Below are 16,866 nucleotides of genomic sequence, written 5' to 3' on the forward strand. Positions count from 1 at the left end.
ACAAAATTTAATATATTTGTTAGGTGCTCTTTTATATTTAAAAATTAATAGTGACTATAGTAAAATATAAAAGTTAAATTTATGTAAAAATTATAAAAATAAATGATTTAAAATTAAAAAATTGTTATGATGAGTATGTAGTTAATTATTCACTTTGGAAGGAGATTTTAACAATGAAAAAGATGACAATGTTAGCAGGATCTGTATTGGCTGGAACAATTGCTATGGCAGGAGTATCTAGTGTGGCGTATGCAAGCTCAGTTCAAAAGCAAGATACTAACAAAGTAGAACATACACAACAAACAAAACAAGGTGAACGCCCATATGGTGGTATTGCTCCTAAAGGTATGACTGAAAAACAATATCAAGAATTAGAAAGTAGATTACCTAAAGCGAGTGAAGTTTCAGTAAAAGAATATAATCAATTAATTAATAAAGAAACACAAAGAATTGCAGATAAGTATGGTGTTACAATTTATACACCACAAAAAACATTCCATCCTCATAAATAAATTTAAATATACCAAATAAGGAGTATCGATTTATTCGATACTCCTCGTTAATTAATTAGGTAATAAAAAAAGCAAGTTCTTCAATGAAGAACTTGCTTTAATATAAGTAGCGGAGGGAGAAGGATTTGAACCAACGCGAGCTAAAAGCTCCTACCAATCATAAATGATTGGCCTCTTAAGCCAGACTTGAGTATCCCTCCAAATCAATAACAGAAACTAGTATATAATAATTTAAACGATTTGTAAAGACAAATGGTGAAAAAATTAAGTTTTTGTAAAAAATAAGTAAATTTCAAGGTATCAACTTCAATTTTTTTAAAATAAAGAACGAATAACACGGGCAATACCACTCATTATTTCGGGGATAAAGCTCAATACATCTGCCCAAAACGATTGCTTATACTTCTTATCTTCTTGATCAATTACTTTTTCATCTTGATCTTTACGTTGGTTTCCCAATGTTATACCTCCTATACAATAATTCCTAATATATTTTCTTATATTATAACGTTTATACATATTACTGTATATTAAATGAATAATCCTGCTTATTTAGTATGTAGTAAAAATTACTTAGTGTCACATAATCGTCAATTTTAAAAAAATATACATTATAATGTAAAGTAATTCAGAGAGAAGAATTATGATTTTTTAAAGATGATGCTTTAGAATGCTTAATTAAAAATTGTCTTAATTTTAATATAATGAAAATAGAATGAAAGCTTATGAGAACTCGCTTGGAGTATTTAAAAAAATATCAATTTCCCTCTTCACGTACCTCCAATTTTTTTGTAATATATCACGCATGTTGATTTTTTAACGAAACGATTAAAGGGGGAAGCAGTGATGAGAGAAAATAAAATGATGTTTTTCATATTTATGTTAGGTACATTTACTGTAGGAATGGCTGAGTATGTCGTAACAGGATTATTAACTCAAATATCCAATGATATGCGTGTATCTATTTCAAGTGCAGGCTTATTAGTAAGTGTTTATGCCATTAGTGTTGCAGTAATAGGTCCTTTCATGCGAATTTCTACTATGAAAGTACATGCACATCGACTATTACCTCTTCTCGTAGCGATATTTGTTATTAGTAATGTAATAGGAATGTTAGCACCTAATTTTTATGTATTATTATTATCTAGAGTATTGTCTGCGGCAATGCATGCACCTTTCTTTGGTGTTTGTATGAGTGTAGCAGCAGCAGTTGCACCACCTGCTAAAAAACCACAAGCCATTGCCTTAGTGCAAGCTGGATTGACTATAGCAGTAATGATAGGCGTACCATTTGGATCATTTTTAGGTGGATTAGCAAATTGGAGAGTTGTTTTTGGCATTATGATTATGTTAGCTGTCATAACAATGCTAGGCATGATGAAATTCACGCCACATGTATCATTAAGTTCAGAAGTAAATATTTCTAAAGAATTAACAGTATTCAAAAACCCTCACATCTTAATCATTATAGCAATCATTGTCTTTGGTTACTCAGGTGTATTTACAACATATACATTTATGGAACCAATGATACATGAGTTTGCACCATTCAAAATCGTCGGCTTAACAATATGTTTATTTTTATTTGGTCTCGGTGGGGTAATAGGCAATTTAGTCACAGGAAGTGTACCAGAACATGCATTAACTAAATATTTATTCTATACTTTCTTATTGCTATTTATCACAATCATTTTATTTGTAACATTCGTGCATTATGCGATATTAGCATTTTTAATCTGCTTTTTATTTGTTTTTGGTACATTTGGAACAACACCATTGCTTAATAGTAAAATTATTTTAAGTGCTCAAGAAGCACCATTACTTGCAAGTACATTAGCTGCATCTATATTTAACGTTGCTAATTTTATTGGAGCTATATTAGGATCAATTTTACTATCTATAGGTTTACCTTATTTGACGATTACGTTTATTTCAGGAAGCATCATTATTTTAGGTATTTTACTCAATACAGTGAACCATTTTTATGAGAAAAAACATATACAATTTCATAATTAAGTGAGATCACCTACTCGAAGTTGTATCGAGTAGGTGTTTTATTTATATAAGATAGAACTGAGTATAAATTGATTCACATATTTTATGGCTTAGAGAAAATGATACGAATTATTCGAAAAAAAGAGACCTAATAATACATTTTTTGAATATATATCGCTCAAAAAACATGATATAATGAAATTCGATATATTTATTATAAAATTCATTTTATAATAGTGAGCGTTGGCACAATTTTATAAATAGAACAAATAGTCGAAATAGCGCTTCAACACAGCAATGATAGTACGTCTAATTGAGGAGGCCTATGATGGAAGGAAAGGTAGACTTAAGTCGCATTTTCAAAGTATTACGTAAAAATATTAAAAAACTTATCACCATCCCTGTTATCTTTATGATTTTAAGTGCAATTTTTACATCATTATTCGTAACCCCGAAATACGCGGCTTCGACACAGATCTTAGTTAATCAGAAACAAATTGAGAACAATGTCGTAAACCCAAATAATGTGCAAAATAGTTTGCAGTCAGTTAATACATATGCAGAAATAATTAAAAGTCCAAGGATACTTGAGAGAGTTTCAAAAGAACTAGACTATAAATACGATGTTAAGGAATTAAGTTCATTTGTAAAAGTGACGAATCAATCGAATTCTCAAATTATTAATGTTTCTATAGTGACAGAAAATGCCAAGGTATCGGCGAAGATAGCAAATAAAGTTGCAAAAGTTTTTGCTAAAGAAGTGCCCGATATTATGGATGTAGATAATGTATCTGTATTATCTAAAGCGAGCGATACTGAGAATAAAGTAGCACCGAATATAACTAATAATATGCTTCTTACTGGTCTTGCGGCTTTAGGTTTAACATTGCTTATCATTTATTTAAAACATATTTTAGATAGACGCATTAAAACTGAACAAGATGTTTTAGATGAATTGCAGTTACCAGTTTTAGGTGTCATACAAAAATTTAAAGTATAAGAGGAAGTACAATGTCAAATGTAAGAAGAAAATATCCCAAATTAATTGTTAATGAACAACCGAAATCTCCTATTAGTGAAAAATTTAGAGGTATTCGCTCAAATATTTTATTTGCAAGTGCAGATTATCCTATTAAGAGTGTTGTCGTTACGTCAGATGGACCAGGGTCTGGTAAATCAACCACATCTGCTAATCTTGCAATTTCATTTGCCCAAGCTGGTTATAAAACGATACTTATTGACGGTGATATGCGTAAACCGACACAGCACTATCTTTTTAAGTTGCCTAATAATGAAGGATTGTCTAGTTTATTACTTAAATGGTCAGATTATGAAAGTGCGATTCAATCTACTCACATTGAAGGATTGGATGTACTTACGTCAGGACCTATTCCGCCAAATCCTTCAGAACTCATTACCTCAAGATCGTTTAAAAATATGTTTGATCATATTTCGGAAAAATATAATTTTGTCATTATTGATACGCCACCCGTAAATGTAGTCACAGATGCACAATTATTTTCTAACTATACGCAACATGCAGTATATGTCGTTAACGTTGAATCAAATAATAAAGAAGAAGTTAAGAAAGGTAAACAATTACTTGAAAAAAGTGGTTCAAAAATTATTGGTATCGTATTAAATAAAGCACCTCAAGAGAAGAACTCTAAATATTATGCTTACTACGGAGATGACAAATCATGATTGATATTCATAACCATATATTGGTTAATATGGATGATGGCCCACAATCAAAAGAAGCAATGATCCAATTGCTTAAACAAGCAAAACAAGAAGGAATTACTTGCATCATCGCTACGCCACATCATTTACATCCTAAATATCAAAATAGCTTTCAACAAACGTCACTTAAATTAGCGGAATTAAAACAATTACCTGAAATTAAATCATTAGGGATTGAGTTTTATCCAGGTCAGGAAATAAGAATAACTGATGAAATTATACAGGGTATTGAAGAGGGTAGTATTCAAGGATTAAATAGATCTCGATATTTATTAATTGAATTTCCTTTTGGAGAAGTTCCTCATTTTACCAAACGTTTATTTTTTGAATTACAAACCAGAGGTTACATACCTATCATAGCTCATCCTGAAAGGAATAAAATGATTGCTAAAAATCCATGTATCTTATACGAGTTAATTTGCAATGGTGCGTTAAGTCAATTGACAGCAGATTCGTTATTAGGTCAATTTGGTAAAAATATTCAAAGGTTATCTATACGTTTAATTGACTGTCATCTAGCTCACTTTATTGCTTCGGATGCACATTCTATAGAGCAACGTCCCTTCGCATTAAATGGATTGTTTAATGAGCGAAAGCTATCATCATATCGTAATGAAATAGAAGAAATGATTCAAAATGCTAAAGCAATTGTAAATAATGAAGTGATATATTCAGATAGACCATGTAAACCTGAAACAATAAAACGATTTTTAAAATGGTTTTAATAAAAGAAATGGTTGTGTATCACTTCTGAATAATAACATTCAAAATACTAAATGTTATTTTTTCGTAGTTAAATGAATCTATGAATCTGTGAATGGATAATGGTGGAAGTCATTTTATAATTATTAGTCAGAATATTCTTATAAATAGGAGATTTTTTATTATGTTTAAAGATAAAGTGATACTAATCACGGGTGGTACTGGATCTTTTGGAAACGCTGTTCTTCAAAGGTTGCTTAACACCGGTATTAAAGAAATTAGAATATTTTCAAGAGATGAAAAGAAACAAGATGATTTAAGAAAACAATACAAAAGTGAAAAATTAAAATTCTATATTGGAGATGTACGTGATTTATCCAGTATTGATTTAGCTATGAGCGGCGTTGATTTTGTCTTTCATGCAGCAGCATTAAAGCAAGTTCCTTCATGTGAATTCTTTCCATTAGAAGCGGTGAAGACAAACATTTTAGGTACTGCTAATATGTTACAAAGTGCTATCAATCACAAAATAAAAAAGGTTATTTGTTTATCTACAGATAAGGCAGCGTATCCGATTAATGCTATGGGCATGTCTAAAGCATTAATGGAGAAAACATTTGTCGCTCAATCGAGAAAGGTCGACTCGTTAGCAACTGTTATATGTGGAACAAGATATGGTAACGTCATGGCTTCACGTGGCTCAGTTATTCCTTTATTCATTGAAAAAATTAAAGCAGGAGAGCCGTTACCAATTACAAATCCCTTAATGACTCGATTTTTAATGAGCTTGGACGAAGCTGTTGAACTTGTTATTTATGCTTTTAAACATGCTGAAAATGGGGATATTATGGTTCAAAAATCACCTAGTTGTACAATTCAAGACTTAGCACAAGCTTTATTAGAATTGTTTGAGGCAAATAATGATATCCAAATTATAGGTACAAGGCATGGAGAAAAAGAAGCAGAAACTTTGTTAACTAAAGAAGAATATGCACGCTGCGAGGATTTAGGAGAATATTTCAGAATACCTGTAGACGCACGTAACCTAAATTATGATAAGTACTTTGATGAAGGACAACATCATGACAAAACGATTTATGAATATAATTCTAATAATACACAAAGACTGAATGTAGCAGAAATTAAAGAAAAATTATTAACTTTAGAGTATGTAAGAAATGAATTAAAAGTATATCAGACTCAATAACAACTGCAGGGAAGGAACATCAAGAATGAATATTGTAGTAACTGGTGCGAAAGGATTTATAGGACGGAACCTTTGTATTGAATTGAGAAATTATAAGCAATATCAAGTCTATGAAATATCTCGTGAAACTAACTCCAAATTAGTAGAACAATATCTATTAAATGCTGATATTATCGTTCATTTAGCTGCTTTGAATCGCTTTAATTCCACAAAAGATATAAGTGATACACAGAGACAAGATATATTTAATAAATGTAATGTGAATCAACTTTCAGACTGGTTACAAATCATTAGTAGAAATAAAAAGAGACCATCGATTATATTTACATCGTCAATACAAGCAGAATTAGATAATCATTATGGAAGAAGTAAATTACAAGCAGAATTGTTACTACAACAATTTAAACAAGACCATGGAAATGAAGTTATTATATACAGGTTGCCAAATTTATTTGGTAAGTGGTGTAAGCCTAATTATAACTCAGTGATTGCGACATTTTGTTATAACATTGCTCGAAATAAACCTATCAACATTACGGATAGAACAAAGGAACTTAAATTGAATTATATTGATGATGTTATCCATGAATTAATAAGAGCGATTAATGGCCAACCAACGAAGCAAGCAGAATTTACAATTGTACCCAATGTACATCGTAAAACGTTAGGTCAAATTGAACAGTTATTACGACGTTTCAAAAAAATGAGAGAAACATTGTCGCTTCCTTATTTAGAAGATCCTTTTGAAAAGGCGTTATACAGCACATATTTAAGTTATTTACCTGATAATGCATTCGGCTATCCATTGCATATGCATAAAGATGACAGAGGTTCATTTACAGAAATATTTAAAACGTCAGATCGAGGACAAATTTCTGTTAATGTTTCTAAGCCAGGTATAGTTAAAGGAAATCATTGGCATCATACTAAAAATGAAAAATTTTTAGTCGTAGCTGGGAAAGGTATCATTCGCTTTCGATTACCTGATAGCAAACAAATTATTGAATATGTAGTGTCTTCGGATAAATTGGAAATCATAGATATACCTGTAGGTTATACACACAATATTGAAAATTTAGGTGAAGAAGATATGGTCACTTTGATGTGGGCTAACGAGATCTTCGATGCTGAACATCCAGATACATATTTCTTGGAGGTATAAATATGGAAAAGTTGAAATTAATGACGATTATAGGTACGAGACCTGAAATTATAAGATTATCAGCAACAATTAAAGCATGTGATACTTACTTTAATCACATATTAGTGCATACAGGACAAAACTACGACTATACCTTAAACCAAGTGTTTTTCGAAGATTTATCGTTAAGAGAACCAGATTATTATTTAGATTCAGTTGGTGATAATTTGGGTCAAACTATGGGAAATATTATAGAAAAGGCCTATGACGTATTAAAGAAAGAGAAACCAGATGCATTGCTAATACTTGGTGACACAAATAGTTGTTTATCAGCTATTGCTGCCAAACGATTGAAAATTCCTATTTTTCATATGGAAGCGGGCAATCGTTGTTTTGATCAAAATGTTCCAGAAGAAATTAACCGTAAAATAGTAGATCATATTAGTGATATTAATTTACCTTATACAGAACATAGTCGTCGTTATTTATTAGATGAAGGGATTAAACGAGAACATATTTTTGTTACAGGTTCACCAATGAAAGAAGTGTTACATGAGCAGTTGTCTAAAATAGAAGCGAGTGATGTGTTAGAACGACTCAATTTAAAAACACAACAATATATCGTTGTTTCTGCACATAGAGAAGAAAATATTAACCACAAAGACCACTTTCAATCATTAATGGATGCGATTAATCAAATCGCTGAACACTATCAATTGCCTATTATATATTCTACACATCCTAGAACTTGGAAAATGATTGATGAACAACAAGTGAACTTCCATCCTTTAGTACGGCGTTTACGACCATTTGGTTTTATAGACTATAATGCCTTACAGAAAAATGCATATGTTGTGTTATCAGATAGTGGTACCTTATCTGAAGAATCTGCAATACTTAAATTTCCAGCAGTATTACTAAGAAATTCTACAGAGCGACCGGAAGTAGTAGATAAAGGAACGATTGTATTAGGCGGCATCCATTTTGACAATATCATACAGTCGGTTGCGCTGGTTAAAAAGATGCAAGATAATGCATCTCCAATCATTGAGGCAAATGACTATAAAGATATACATGTTTCTCAAAAGGTAGTGAAAATTATACAAAGTTATAAAGATATCATTAATGATACGGTGTGGAGAAAGTAAATGCAGAAAAGTATTAAAATCAATATTTCGTTTTGGATTGAGTGTTTATTAACGATTATTTTATTTATCTTAAGCATACAGAATCAAACTTTATTATTGATTACAATGTGTTGTTCTTTGCTGCTCATTAAACAAGGTGAGATAGGTGTCGTTAAACTTATATTTCTTTATATGATGCGTTATTTTATTTCGCCTGGTATTGATTTTGAAGGTAGTCAATTATTCATTAATATAATGAAATATGTCTTGATTTTCATTTGTGGTAGCTATTTCTTATATCAATCTTCAAGACAATGGGCGACAAGTAAAGTAATGTCATTATTTGTGTTTGGTTCGTGCTTATTAATGACAATATATGCGATTACGAGTTTGTTGACATCAGCCTTTCCATTGGTTGCAATTCTTAAATTAATCAATTATTTTTTACCGTTAATGATCATTGTATTATTAATTTCACAAATCAAAGACTTTAAAAAATTGATATTTTGGTTAGCCGTATATATCGAGTTGTTGATTATAAGTTCGTCATTTTATATTAATCAACCAATAGGGAAATTGCTTAATGGTTATTCGTTTCAAGGTGTACTGAATCATCCAAATTTATTTGCAATCATTATGGTAATGGGTTTGACACTTATACTTGTATCAATCAATTATCAAAGACAATTTATTATATGCCAACTTATTATAGTAGCAATTGGCACTTATGAACTAGTGAAAACTAATTCACGTACAGGTGTATTATCATTTGTTGTTTGTGTCTGCTTGTATTTCTTATTGATGAATATGCATAAACGTTATAAATGGTTGATTTTCGGTAGTGTAGTTATGACTGTAGTAATCATTTTTATGAATCCTTTTATTCAAGAACGCATTAAAGCCTTTTTAGTTAAAGGACAGCGAAGTGACCAAGCATTATATTCTCGATATATACAAATTGAATATTTAATGGATGCACTAGATAAATACCCCTTATTTGGTGGAGGATTTGGTATACCAGTGAATAATACAAGTTTGGATTTACTTAACTTTACCTTTGAAGCGGGGAATATTTTCTTTGCATTAATTATATTTACAGGTATTTTCGGATTAATTTGTTATTTGATTTATCTCGTGTTTATGTTGTTCATTGTACAGCATCCATTTCGTTTAACTATCGTACTATTTATATCGACGTTACTCGTTAATATGGGAGAAATGATTATGTTTAGTTCAACGAATGCTGGCATTTTTTGTTATATATTATGGGGCATTTATTTAAAAGAAGGAATGGAATTACAACATGAATCAAAGCTATAAAAATAATGTTCTTTTAATTGGATTATTTACAGGATTATCACTATGTGCAAATTTCTTGTTCTATCGAGTGACAAATCAATACTTAAACAATGATGAATTGTATGGCATTTGGTTAATTATATTATCTACAATGACATGGTTTTATATTATGGATTTTGGTATTTCTAATTCTTTAAGGAATCTATTAACAATTGCTATTCAAAAGAAAGATCGACATGGTATAAACGAAGTCATTAACACGACTTATGTAGCGATGATTGTTCCCTTAATTATATTACTTTATGCAGGGTTAATCGTTAATCAATGGGTGGATTGGACAACATTATTTCATATAAAAAATTCAAAATCAGACGTAAATCAAATGTTTTTAATCACATTCTTTATGTTTCCATTTGTATTTTATTTAAATACCATAACTTATATTTATCATGCTCATTTTCAATCTTATATTGTTAATTTGATGCAATTTTTAAATTTATTCATTAGTACTTTATTAATATTAGCGATGAACATGATTGGTTTGCACAGCATTGTATCGTTATGCGTGATTTATTTTTCAATAAATGTAAGTGTATCTTTGATTTTTACAGTATTTTATTTTAGGAAATGTAGAAAGATAGTCAAATTAGACATGAGTGGATTTCGGAAGGATTTAATTAAACCGTTATTGTCACTTGGTGGAGGTTTCTTTTTATTAGATGTAGCTTCATTAACTTTATTAAATTCAGGACCACTACTTATTGGCTACTTTTTCAATCCTTTTTATTCCGTGGAATTCCAATTAACGTATAAACTATTTTCGATATTTTTAACTATGGCAACGGTTATTTTATCCCCGCTATGGACTTTAATGATAGCTAAACTAACAGCGCAACAGTTTCAAGATATTAAACGTATACATAAAAAATTAATGATCATTATATGCATGATATTGATAAGTATGTTTTTCATGACATGGATGGTGAATTTAGTCATAAATCTTTGGATAGGTAAATCATATCAAATCGAATGGATATTTATTTTTTTAACCGCAACTATAGTGATGTTATCTATTATTGCCTTTACTTATCAAACATTATTAAATGCAATGAACATTGTTTATTCACAAGCAATCATTTATTTATGCGGTGTAGTTGTTAGTTTGGGATTAATGTTTATTTTACTCAAAGTGTTTAATTTAGGTCCTTATTATTTCTTATTAGCGATTAATAGCGGTATATGTATACCAGCTATAGTATTGCCTTTGATTTTTAGAAAAAATTTACATAAATTATCAATTCAATATACTCAATCGAAACTATAGTGTTATAGCCTTTCGATGATAAATTTATAAAAACAACTTGGTGATGACATGAAAGCAATATTTTTAACGGTAGTCAATATTTCAACGATTAAAGACATTGGGTTATATCCTGATTTAATTAATGAATTAAAACAATATTATGAAGACGTTGTTGTGCTCTGTCCTTTGGAGAGACGACACGTAGAAAAGACGCATGTAATTAAAGAAGATAATGTATCGATATTAAGAGTGAAATTACCCACAAATATTAATCAAACAAATGCAATTGAACGAGGCATTAGTATGCTAATCATTAGTCGATTATTTAAACGTGCCATTGGTAAATATTTTCCTAACGATACGTTTCAGTTGATTCTATACCCAACCCCACCTGTCACAATTGGGCCACTAGTTCGAGATTTGAAGCAACAATTTAATGCAATAACGGCTTTATTGTTAAAGGATATATTTCCACAAAATGCTGTTGATTTAAATATGTTAAAAGAAGATAGCTTTATGTATCGATATTTTAAAAAGCAAGAAACATTACTATACAAAGTTTCAGACTATATTGGTGTAATGTCAGAAGCTAATGAGAAATTTATTACAAATCATCATCCTAATATTGTGAAAAATAAAATACACATTTTTAGAAATGGATTATACGATATTTCACAAAAATTTAGTCATAAAAAGGCAAAAATCTTTCGTCAATATGGTTTAGATGCAGAAAAAGTTACATTTATCTATGGTGGGAATATTGGTGTACCACAATCACCAGACAAGATTAAAGCTGTTGCACAAGGATTTAACCAAATACCCAATGCTCAAATGGTGATTGTAGGTAATGGCACTGAATTTGAAGATGTTGTTCAAGCTACTAAACATATTGACAATGTAATTACTATACAGAGATTATCTCAACGTGCCTATCATCAACTGTTAAAAGAAAGTGATGTAGGATTTATATTTTTAGACGAACGTTTTACTATACCTAATTACCCTCAACGACTAACAAGTTATTTTATGTTTGGTAAACCAGTGATTGCTATGACTGATAGTAATACAGATGCTGGCAGTGAAATTGTCAAACAGCAATGCGGATATTGGGTTAATAATGGTGATTATCGCCAATGTTTGACATATGTAAGTCAATTAACTGATAACCAAACATTGAGAGCAGAAATGGGTACGAATGCCCGCCGATTTTATGAAAGTGAATTTAAGATTGAACAAAATGTAGAAGCGATGATGAAACAGATCAAACAATTAAAGAAATGAATGTAGGGGTTAGCTATAAATATACTGAAATCAATTCTAATGGTGAATATTTCGAAAGATTAAATGTTAGCCTCTAATGATAGATTAGGAAGATGGAAAGATGAAGATTTTAGTATTAGATTATGCAAGTGAATATGGAGGAGCAAAAACCATATCGGATTATTTTAATAAGGAAGTATTAAAAGATAAACATAATGAATGGCTATTTATTACAAGTAAAAGACGAGTCTATGAATCTAAACACGTTAAAGGCATGACGTTTCCATTTATTAAATATTCAATTTTGCACAGAATCTATTTTGAATTTGTTACATTAAAGCGCATGATAAAAAAATTACAACCAGATTGTATTGTGTCATTACTAAATTATGGTGTCTCGGGATTTAGTGGAAAGCAGATTTTATATGTTCATCAAGCACTTGCATTCATAAACGAATCGTACAAACAATCAGATAGTATGCTTAAGCGATTGAAAATGAATATATTAAAGAAAAAGATTAGAAAAAGCGTGAGTGATGCAGATTGTATTATTGTTCAGACTAATGAAATGAAAAAGTTAGTAGAACCATATAACGACCAAGTTCAAGTTTGTCAGCCAAAACTATTTACTTCGTACCCTGAAGTACATGATGAAGCCATCCATTTATTTTATCCGACTAATACTGAAAACTATAAACGTTTTGATTTAGTAGTAAAAGTGGGACAAGCAATTAAGAAATTTCAAATTCCTTCTTATATACAAATCACATTAAACGGAGATGAAACACGTTCAATAAAACGAATGTTTAAGCAATGTCGTAAAGAAAAACTACCTGTAAGATTTATTGGTTCAATTGATTGTTTGAAAATGCAGACTTATTACCGTAGTAATCATTTGTTGTTTACCTCTGAAGTAGAAAGTACTGGGTTGCCGCTTATAGAGGGTATGCATTACGGTGCTAAAATACTAGCGTTAAAACAAGCTGTTACTGAAGAATTATTAGAACATTATCCTCATCAATTTTTATTTAATGATACAAATTTAGAACAACAAGTATTAAATTTTTATAATTATCCAATTATCAGTACAAAAGGTATGAATATACAGGCTAAAAGTATTTTAGATATATTAGGTAAACAGGGTTATATTATTAGATAGTTAATTAAATGGGATATATAGACGATAATGTGTAAATCAACGCTACTAGAGGTATAAATAAATAACCTAGGAAATAATTGAGTATATACAAAGAAATAAAATAAAAAAAGAGGTGGCAACGGATGGAAAATAACAATAGAGAATTGGATAATAGAACCAATAATGTACTGGGATCGTTAAGCTATTTAAGTATCTTTTTTGCACCCGTACTGTTCCCACTTATTGTTTGGATTGTGGGTGAAAAACCTGCATCTACACATTCTAGAAATGCATTATTCAATCATATTTTATCGTGGTTATTTATCGTCGTGTCTTTAATTTGTTTTGCAATGGCACCAGCATTTTACGATAGTAACACTACACTAATGGTACTATTATTTATTTTAGCTACTATATTAATCATTGGTTCAGGCATACTATTTATCATTAACATAGTAAGAGGAGTTCAACTACTCATTAATTAATCATATTAAAGCGCCGTTCAAAGGGGATACTTTAATGTATCTTTCTTTGAACGGCGTTATTCATATTGTGATTTTAATGTAATTTATTTTTCATATCTTATTGGTCTTGAAGTGCCATAAGAATGATGAATCGATGTTTGTATTAAAATATGTTGTGCATCTTCATAGTCTAACGTATATATTATTTGCTGATTATCTTCAGGTAGTATTTTGATACGCTGATGGTTAGAATCAATTTGAATAATTTGATATTGATTAAGATGAGTATGTCTTTCATATCGAATACTAATTGATTTTTGAAGTGATTGGTTTTTCCAATTACCTAAAAATTGTTGAATCAAATTAAGCTGTTCCTTTGTGAGTGTTGATGGATTGTAATCTAAATTAATAAATTGAAGTTGATACATACTTTCACCTACCTCTAATCAATATCAATGACTATGTTAATTAATAACCTATCATTGTGTCATCCCATGTATAGTCTCTGTTGAATGATAGATGTAATAAGTTAGAATCCGCATCTTGAATAGATAATTCAGTATCCCAAGGGTTCCAATAGATAATTTTATCTTCATTATTAATTTGAGCATTACCAACCACGGCTAGAGCGTGACCGAGATGAGGATCATTTGGTCTGTTTTCAACACTATGTGCTAAAATCATAGCGCCTTTATTATCTTTAGTTAATTGATCAACTTGGTTATAAGAAGGCATGCCACTTTGATGTTGGATATCTCTACCTTGTGAGTTACCGTATCTTATCATTTGATTTGGATTAGTAGAATATTGTGGTAATTCTGCTTCGCTAACATTAGGATATAAAGTTCTCATAATGTCATATGCATTGTATTTATCTGTATTTTTTGTAGCGTTAAGTAGGGCAGCCATACTGAATCCTGCACACCAAGAATTATCAAATTGTTGTTCTCTAATTTTGAAATGATCTAGGGTGTTTTCATATTGAACTTGATTATTACTTTCATTTTCTGCATATTGAGTTTCTTTAATTTTAGTCGGTTCAGATGTATTGTTTAATTGTTTTTTGAGTGTTGAAGAAACAGTTTTACTGCTTTCTTTTTCCTTAGTGTTAGTAGGTAGTGGTGTAGATTTAACTAATTTTATTTTGCCATCTTCTTCAAAGTAAAATCCTTTTTCATCAGTAAGGATAGTGATTTTTGAATTTTTATCTTTAATTTTATCTAAATCATTAGCGATAAAATTAGATATTTTCACGCTATAATTAGCGTCTTCTTTAGATTTTTTTAAGTCAGAATTTGTTTTTGGACTTATTGTTAGTGTGTATACAATTTTGCCATCTTTCAAAATAGGATAATAATAACTATTATCTTCCTCGCCATTAAATTTATAAATATTAAAAGGTTCGCCTAATTGATATTTCCCACTTTGCTTATTGTGTTGTTTATCAAGTGCTTGTGCATAGCCAACATACTGTTGTTGTGCTAATTGTTCTACTTTTTGAGGTACTTTGTTACTCTTTACATTAATTTCAAGTTGATCTGAATCTTGTTTAGCTTGAGCTGTTTTAATATTAGTTATAGCGCTTAGTGATAACAGCAAAGCAACAATGATAGAAAAAGTAACTAACTTAAATAATTTGTATTTAGATGTAGTTTGCATTTATAAACCTCCATTAGATGGATATTTTATAGCTATATTTAAAATATTTTAAAATTAAGCGGCGTCATCATTGCCATCGTCATTATTTGCAAAGTTAATATCTTGAATGTTTTGTTCTAAGAAATCTAATACATCATCATTGAAGTAAACCGCACCATTATAAGCATTAGAAACGCCACCCCAATGAATACCGATAAGTTCATTTCTTGAGTTAAATACTGGGGAACCGGAATTACCACCAGTAGTACTTAAATCATATTGCATATTTTCGCCTTGAAGTTTAGTGATTTTACCTTTACTTTCCCACATAGTAGCAAGTGGTTTGTCACCAGGATATCCAGTTACAGTAATAGGTTGGTTAGTTTCTGAATCTACATTACCGTCTATTGTTGCTGGTTGAATAACATCTCCAATATTTTCACCGTTTTGATTAGGAGAGAACTTTACGATAGCTAAATCAGCGTTACCAGGATATTTAGTGATATTTTCAGCAGTAAAGCTACCATTAGGGAAGTCATTTTCATTAATAGCGGAAGGGGCTGCAGTTAGGTTTTGTGGATTACCATTAGTAGCATCGACGACATGTTTATTTGTTAAAAGTTTATCTTTACCAACTACGATCCCTGATGCAATTGCAGTACCGCCATTAGTTTTGACTTGAATGAAAGTTACTGGTGCATAGTGTCCTAAAGTCGTATCTGTAATTTGGTGTCTATTATTGTTAGGTAATATAACATTTGCTCTTTCTTTTTTCTCGATAGGTTTAATGTTGTCTTTGTTCTGAATGTTAGATTTCTTTTGGTGTTGGCTCTGTTTAACTTGTTGGTTATTATCTTGATGTTGCGTGGACATAGTGTCGGCTTGTGCTGAGTTGAGAAGAGTAGCGGACGTTAAAGTGGCAATTAACAAAGAACTAGCTGTGAAAAATTTTGCTTTCATATAAAAACCTCCAAAAAATTTATTTACGATTCAAATATAACATAAGATATTTTTAAGTCAATATAAATATATAATTTTTTTAAAAATATTTATGGCATTTAAGTTTTGAAAAGAATTCTTTTTATTTTATTTAATTAAATAGAATTTAATATTATTTAATTGTCGTTAATTCGATTTAACCATAGAAAAAAGTATCGATAAAAACTATAAGAAGTTGGTATTTATCGATACTTATATGAAAAAAAGATTAATTTATGAAAGTTTAAGAAAGGAGAAATTAATATAAAATATATTATTTTTTAGATGAAGTTCGTTTTATAAAGATAAAAGTAATACCTAATATTAAAAGCACTACCAAACCTAGGATGGGTGTATGC

At 30.2% G+C, this 16,866-nt stretch carries 17 protein-coding genes and 1 tRNA gene; 13 read left to right on the plus strand and 5 right to left on the minus strand.

Annotated features, from left to right (window positions below):
* Positions 1–173: 173 nt before the first annotated feature.
* Positions 174–512: a cell surface protein gene (locus tag CD121_RS00485; RefSeq protein ID WP_119622976.1), complete on the plus strand. Its 339-nt coding sequence runs from the start codon at positions 174–176 to the stop codon at positions 510–512.
* 110 nt (positions 513–622) lie between these two features.
* Here the strand turns inward: CD121_RS00485 and CD121_RS00490 are convergent.
* A tRNA-Ile gene (locus CD121_RS00490) sits at positions 623–712 on the minus strand.
* A gap of 115 nt (positions 713–827) precedes the next feature.
* Positions 828–971 (minus strand): hypothetical protein, encoded by a 144-nt coding sequence (locus CD121_RS12175; RefSeq protein WP_017637276.1) that lies wholly within the window; start codon positions 969–971, stop codon positions 828–830.
* A 387-nt stretch (positions 972–1,358) separates the two neighbouring features.
* Between CD121_RS12175 and CD121_RS00495 the strand changes: the two genes are divergently transcribed.
* The 12 genes from CD121_RS00495 to CD121_RS00550 all read left to right on the plus strand — a co-directional run bounded on the left by CD121_RS00495 (position 1,359) and on the right by CD121_RS00550 (position 13,912).
* Positions 1,359–2,528 carry an MFS transporter gene (locus CD121_RS00495; protein ID WP_126567260.1) on the plus strand — a complete coding sequence of 390 codons (1,170 nt, stop codon included), beginning with the start codon at positions 1,359–1,361 and terminating at the stop codon, positions 2,526–2,528.
* 307 nt (positions 2,529–2,835) lie between these two features.
* Positions 2,836–3,507: a Wzz/FepE/Etk N-terminal domain-containing protein gene (locus CD121_RS00500; protein WP_017637274.1), complete on the plus strand. Its 672-nt coding sequence runs from the start codon at positions 2,836–2,838 to the stop codon at positions 3,505–3,507.
* An 11-nt stretch (positions 3,508–3,518) separates the two neighbouring features.
* Positions 3,519–4,211: a polysaccharide biosynthesis tyrosine autokinase gene (locus CD121_RS00505; RefSeq protein WP_126567261.1), complete on the plus strand. Its 693-nt coding sequence runs from the start codon at positions 3,519–3,521 to the stop codon at positions 4,209–4,211.
* Positions 4,208–4,975 (plus strand): tyrosine-protein phosphatase, encoded by a 768-nt coding sequence (locus CD121_RS00510; RefSeq protein ID WP_017637272.1) that lies wholly within the window; start codon positions 4,208–4,210, stop codon positions 4,973–4,975. The genes CD121_RS00505 and CD121_RS00510 overlap by 4 nt, the downstream gene beginning before the upstream one ends.
* A 161-nt stretch (positions 4,976–5,136) precedes the next feature.
* Complete coding sequence (locus CD121_RS00515) at positions 5,137–6,159, plus strand: SDR family NAD(P)-dependent oxidoreductase (protein WP_126567262.1); 1,023 nt, start codon at positions 5,137–5,139, stop codon at positions 6,157–6,159.
* 25 nt (positions 6,160–6,184) lie between these two features.
* Entirely contained in the window at positions 6,185–7,321 is a 1,137-nt protein-coding gene (locus CD121_RS00520; RefSeq protein WP_119622850.1) for a polysaccharide biosynthesis C-terminal domain-containing protein, read from the plus strand.
* A 2-nt stretch (positions 7,322–7,323) separates the two neighbouring features.
* Entirely contained in the window at positions 7,324–8,448 is a 1,125-nt protein-coding gene (gene wecB, locus CD121_RS00525) for a non-hydrolyzing UDP-N-acetylglucosamine 2-epimerase (RefSeq protein WP_017637269.1), read from the plus strand.
* Positions 8,449–9,747 carry an O-antigen ligase family protein gene (locus CD121_RS00530; RefSeq protein WP_119622851.1) on the plus strand — a complete coding sequence of 433 codons (1,299 nt, stop codon included), beginning with the start codon at positions 8,449–8,451 and terminating at the stop codon, positions 9,745–9,747.
* Positions 9,731–11,050: an MATE family efflux transporter gene (locus tag CD121_RS00535; RefSeq protein ID WP_126567263.1), complete on the plus strand. Its 1,320-nt coding sequence runs from the start codon at positions 9,731–9,733 to the stop codon at positions 11,048–11,050. Before CD121_RS00530 ends, CD121_RS00535 begins: the two co-directional genes overlap by 17 nt.
* 48 nt (positions 11,051–11,098) lie before the next feature.
* Positions 11,099–12,310 carry a glycosyltransferase family 4 protein gene (locus tag CD121_RS00540; RefSeq protein ID WP_119623011.1) on the plus strand — a complete coding sequence of 404 codons (1,212 nt, stop codon included), beginning with the start codon at positions 11,099–11,101 and terminating at the stop codon, positions 12,308–12,310.
* A 100-nt stretch (positions 12,311–12,410) separates the two neighbouring features.
* Positions 12,411–13,448, plus strand: a complete 1,038-nt coding sequence (locus CD121_RS00545; RefSeq protein WP_046466927.1) for a glycosyltransferase — start codon at positions 12,411–12,413, stop codon at positions 13,446–13,448.
* Between the two features lie 122 nt (positions 13,449–13,570).
* Entirely contained in the window at positions 13,571–13,912 is a 342-nt protein-coding gene (locus CD121_RS00550) for a magnetosome magnetite crystal formation protein family (protein ID WP_046466928.1), read from the plus strand.
* Between the two features lie 83 nt (positions 13,913–13,995).
* Here CD121_RS00550 and CD121_RS00555 read toward each other — a convergent pair whose 3' ends face one another.
* From CD121_RS00555 to CD121_RS00565, 3 genes are read right to left on the minus strand one after another with little or no spacing between them, the layout of a single operon-like run.
* A complete protein-coding gene (locus CD121_RS00555; protein WP_046466929.1) occupies positions 13,996–14,319 on the minus strand; it encodes a cysteine protease inhibitor staphostatin B in 324 nt (107 codons plus the stop codon).
* A gap of 40 nt (positions 14,320–14,359) precedes the next feature.
* A complete protein-coding gene (locus tag CD121_RS00560) occupies positions 14,360–15,550 on the minus strand; it encodes a C47 family peptidase (RefSeq protein WP_046466930.1) in 1,191 nt (396 codons plus the stop codon).
* A gap of 54 nt (positions 15,551–15,604) precedes the next feature.
* Entirely contained in the window at positions 15,605–16,489 is an 885-nt protein-coding gene (locus CD121_RS00565) for a trypsin-like serine peptidase (RefSeq protein WP_029055898.1), read from the minus strand.
* Between the last annotated feature and the right edge of the window lie 377 nt (positions 16,490–16,866).

Origin of the sequence: Staphylococcus pasteuri (assembly GCF_003970495.1) — a bacterium.
Classification (GTDB): domain Bacteria; phylum Bacillota; class Bacilli; order Staphylococcales; family Staphylococcaceae; genus Staphylococcus; species Staphylococcus pasteuri.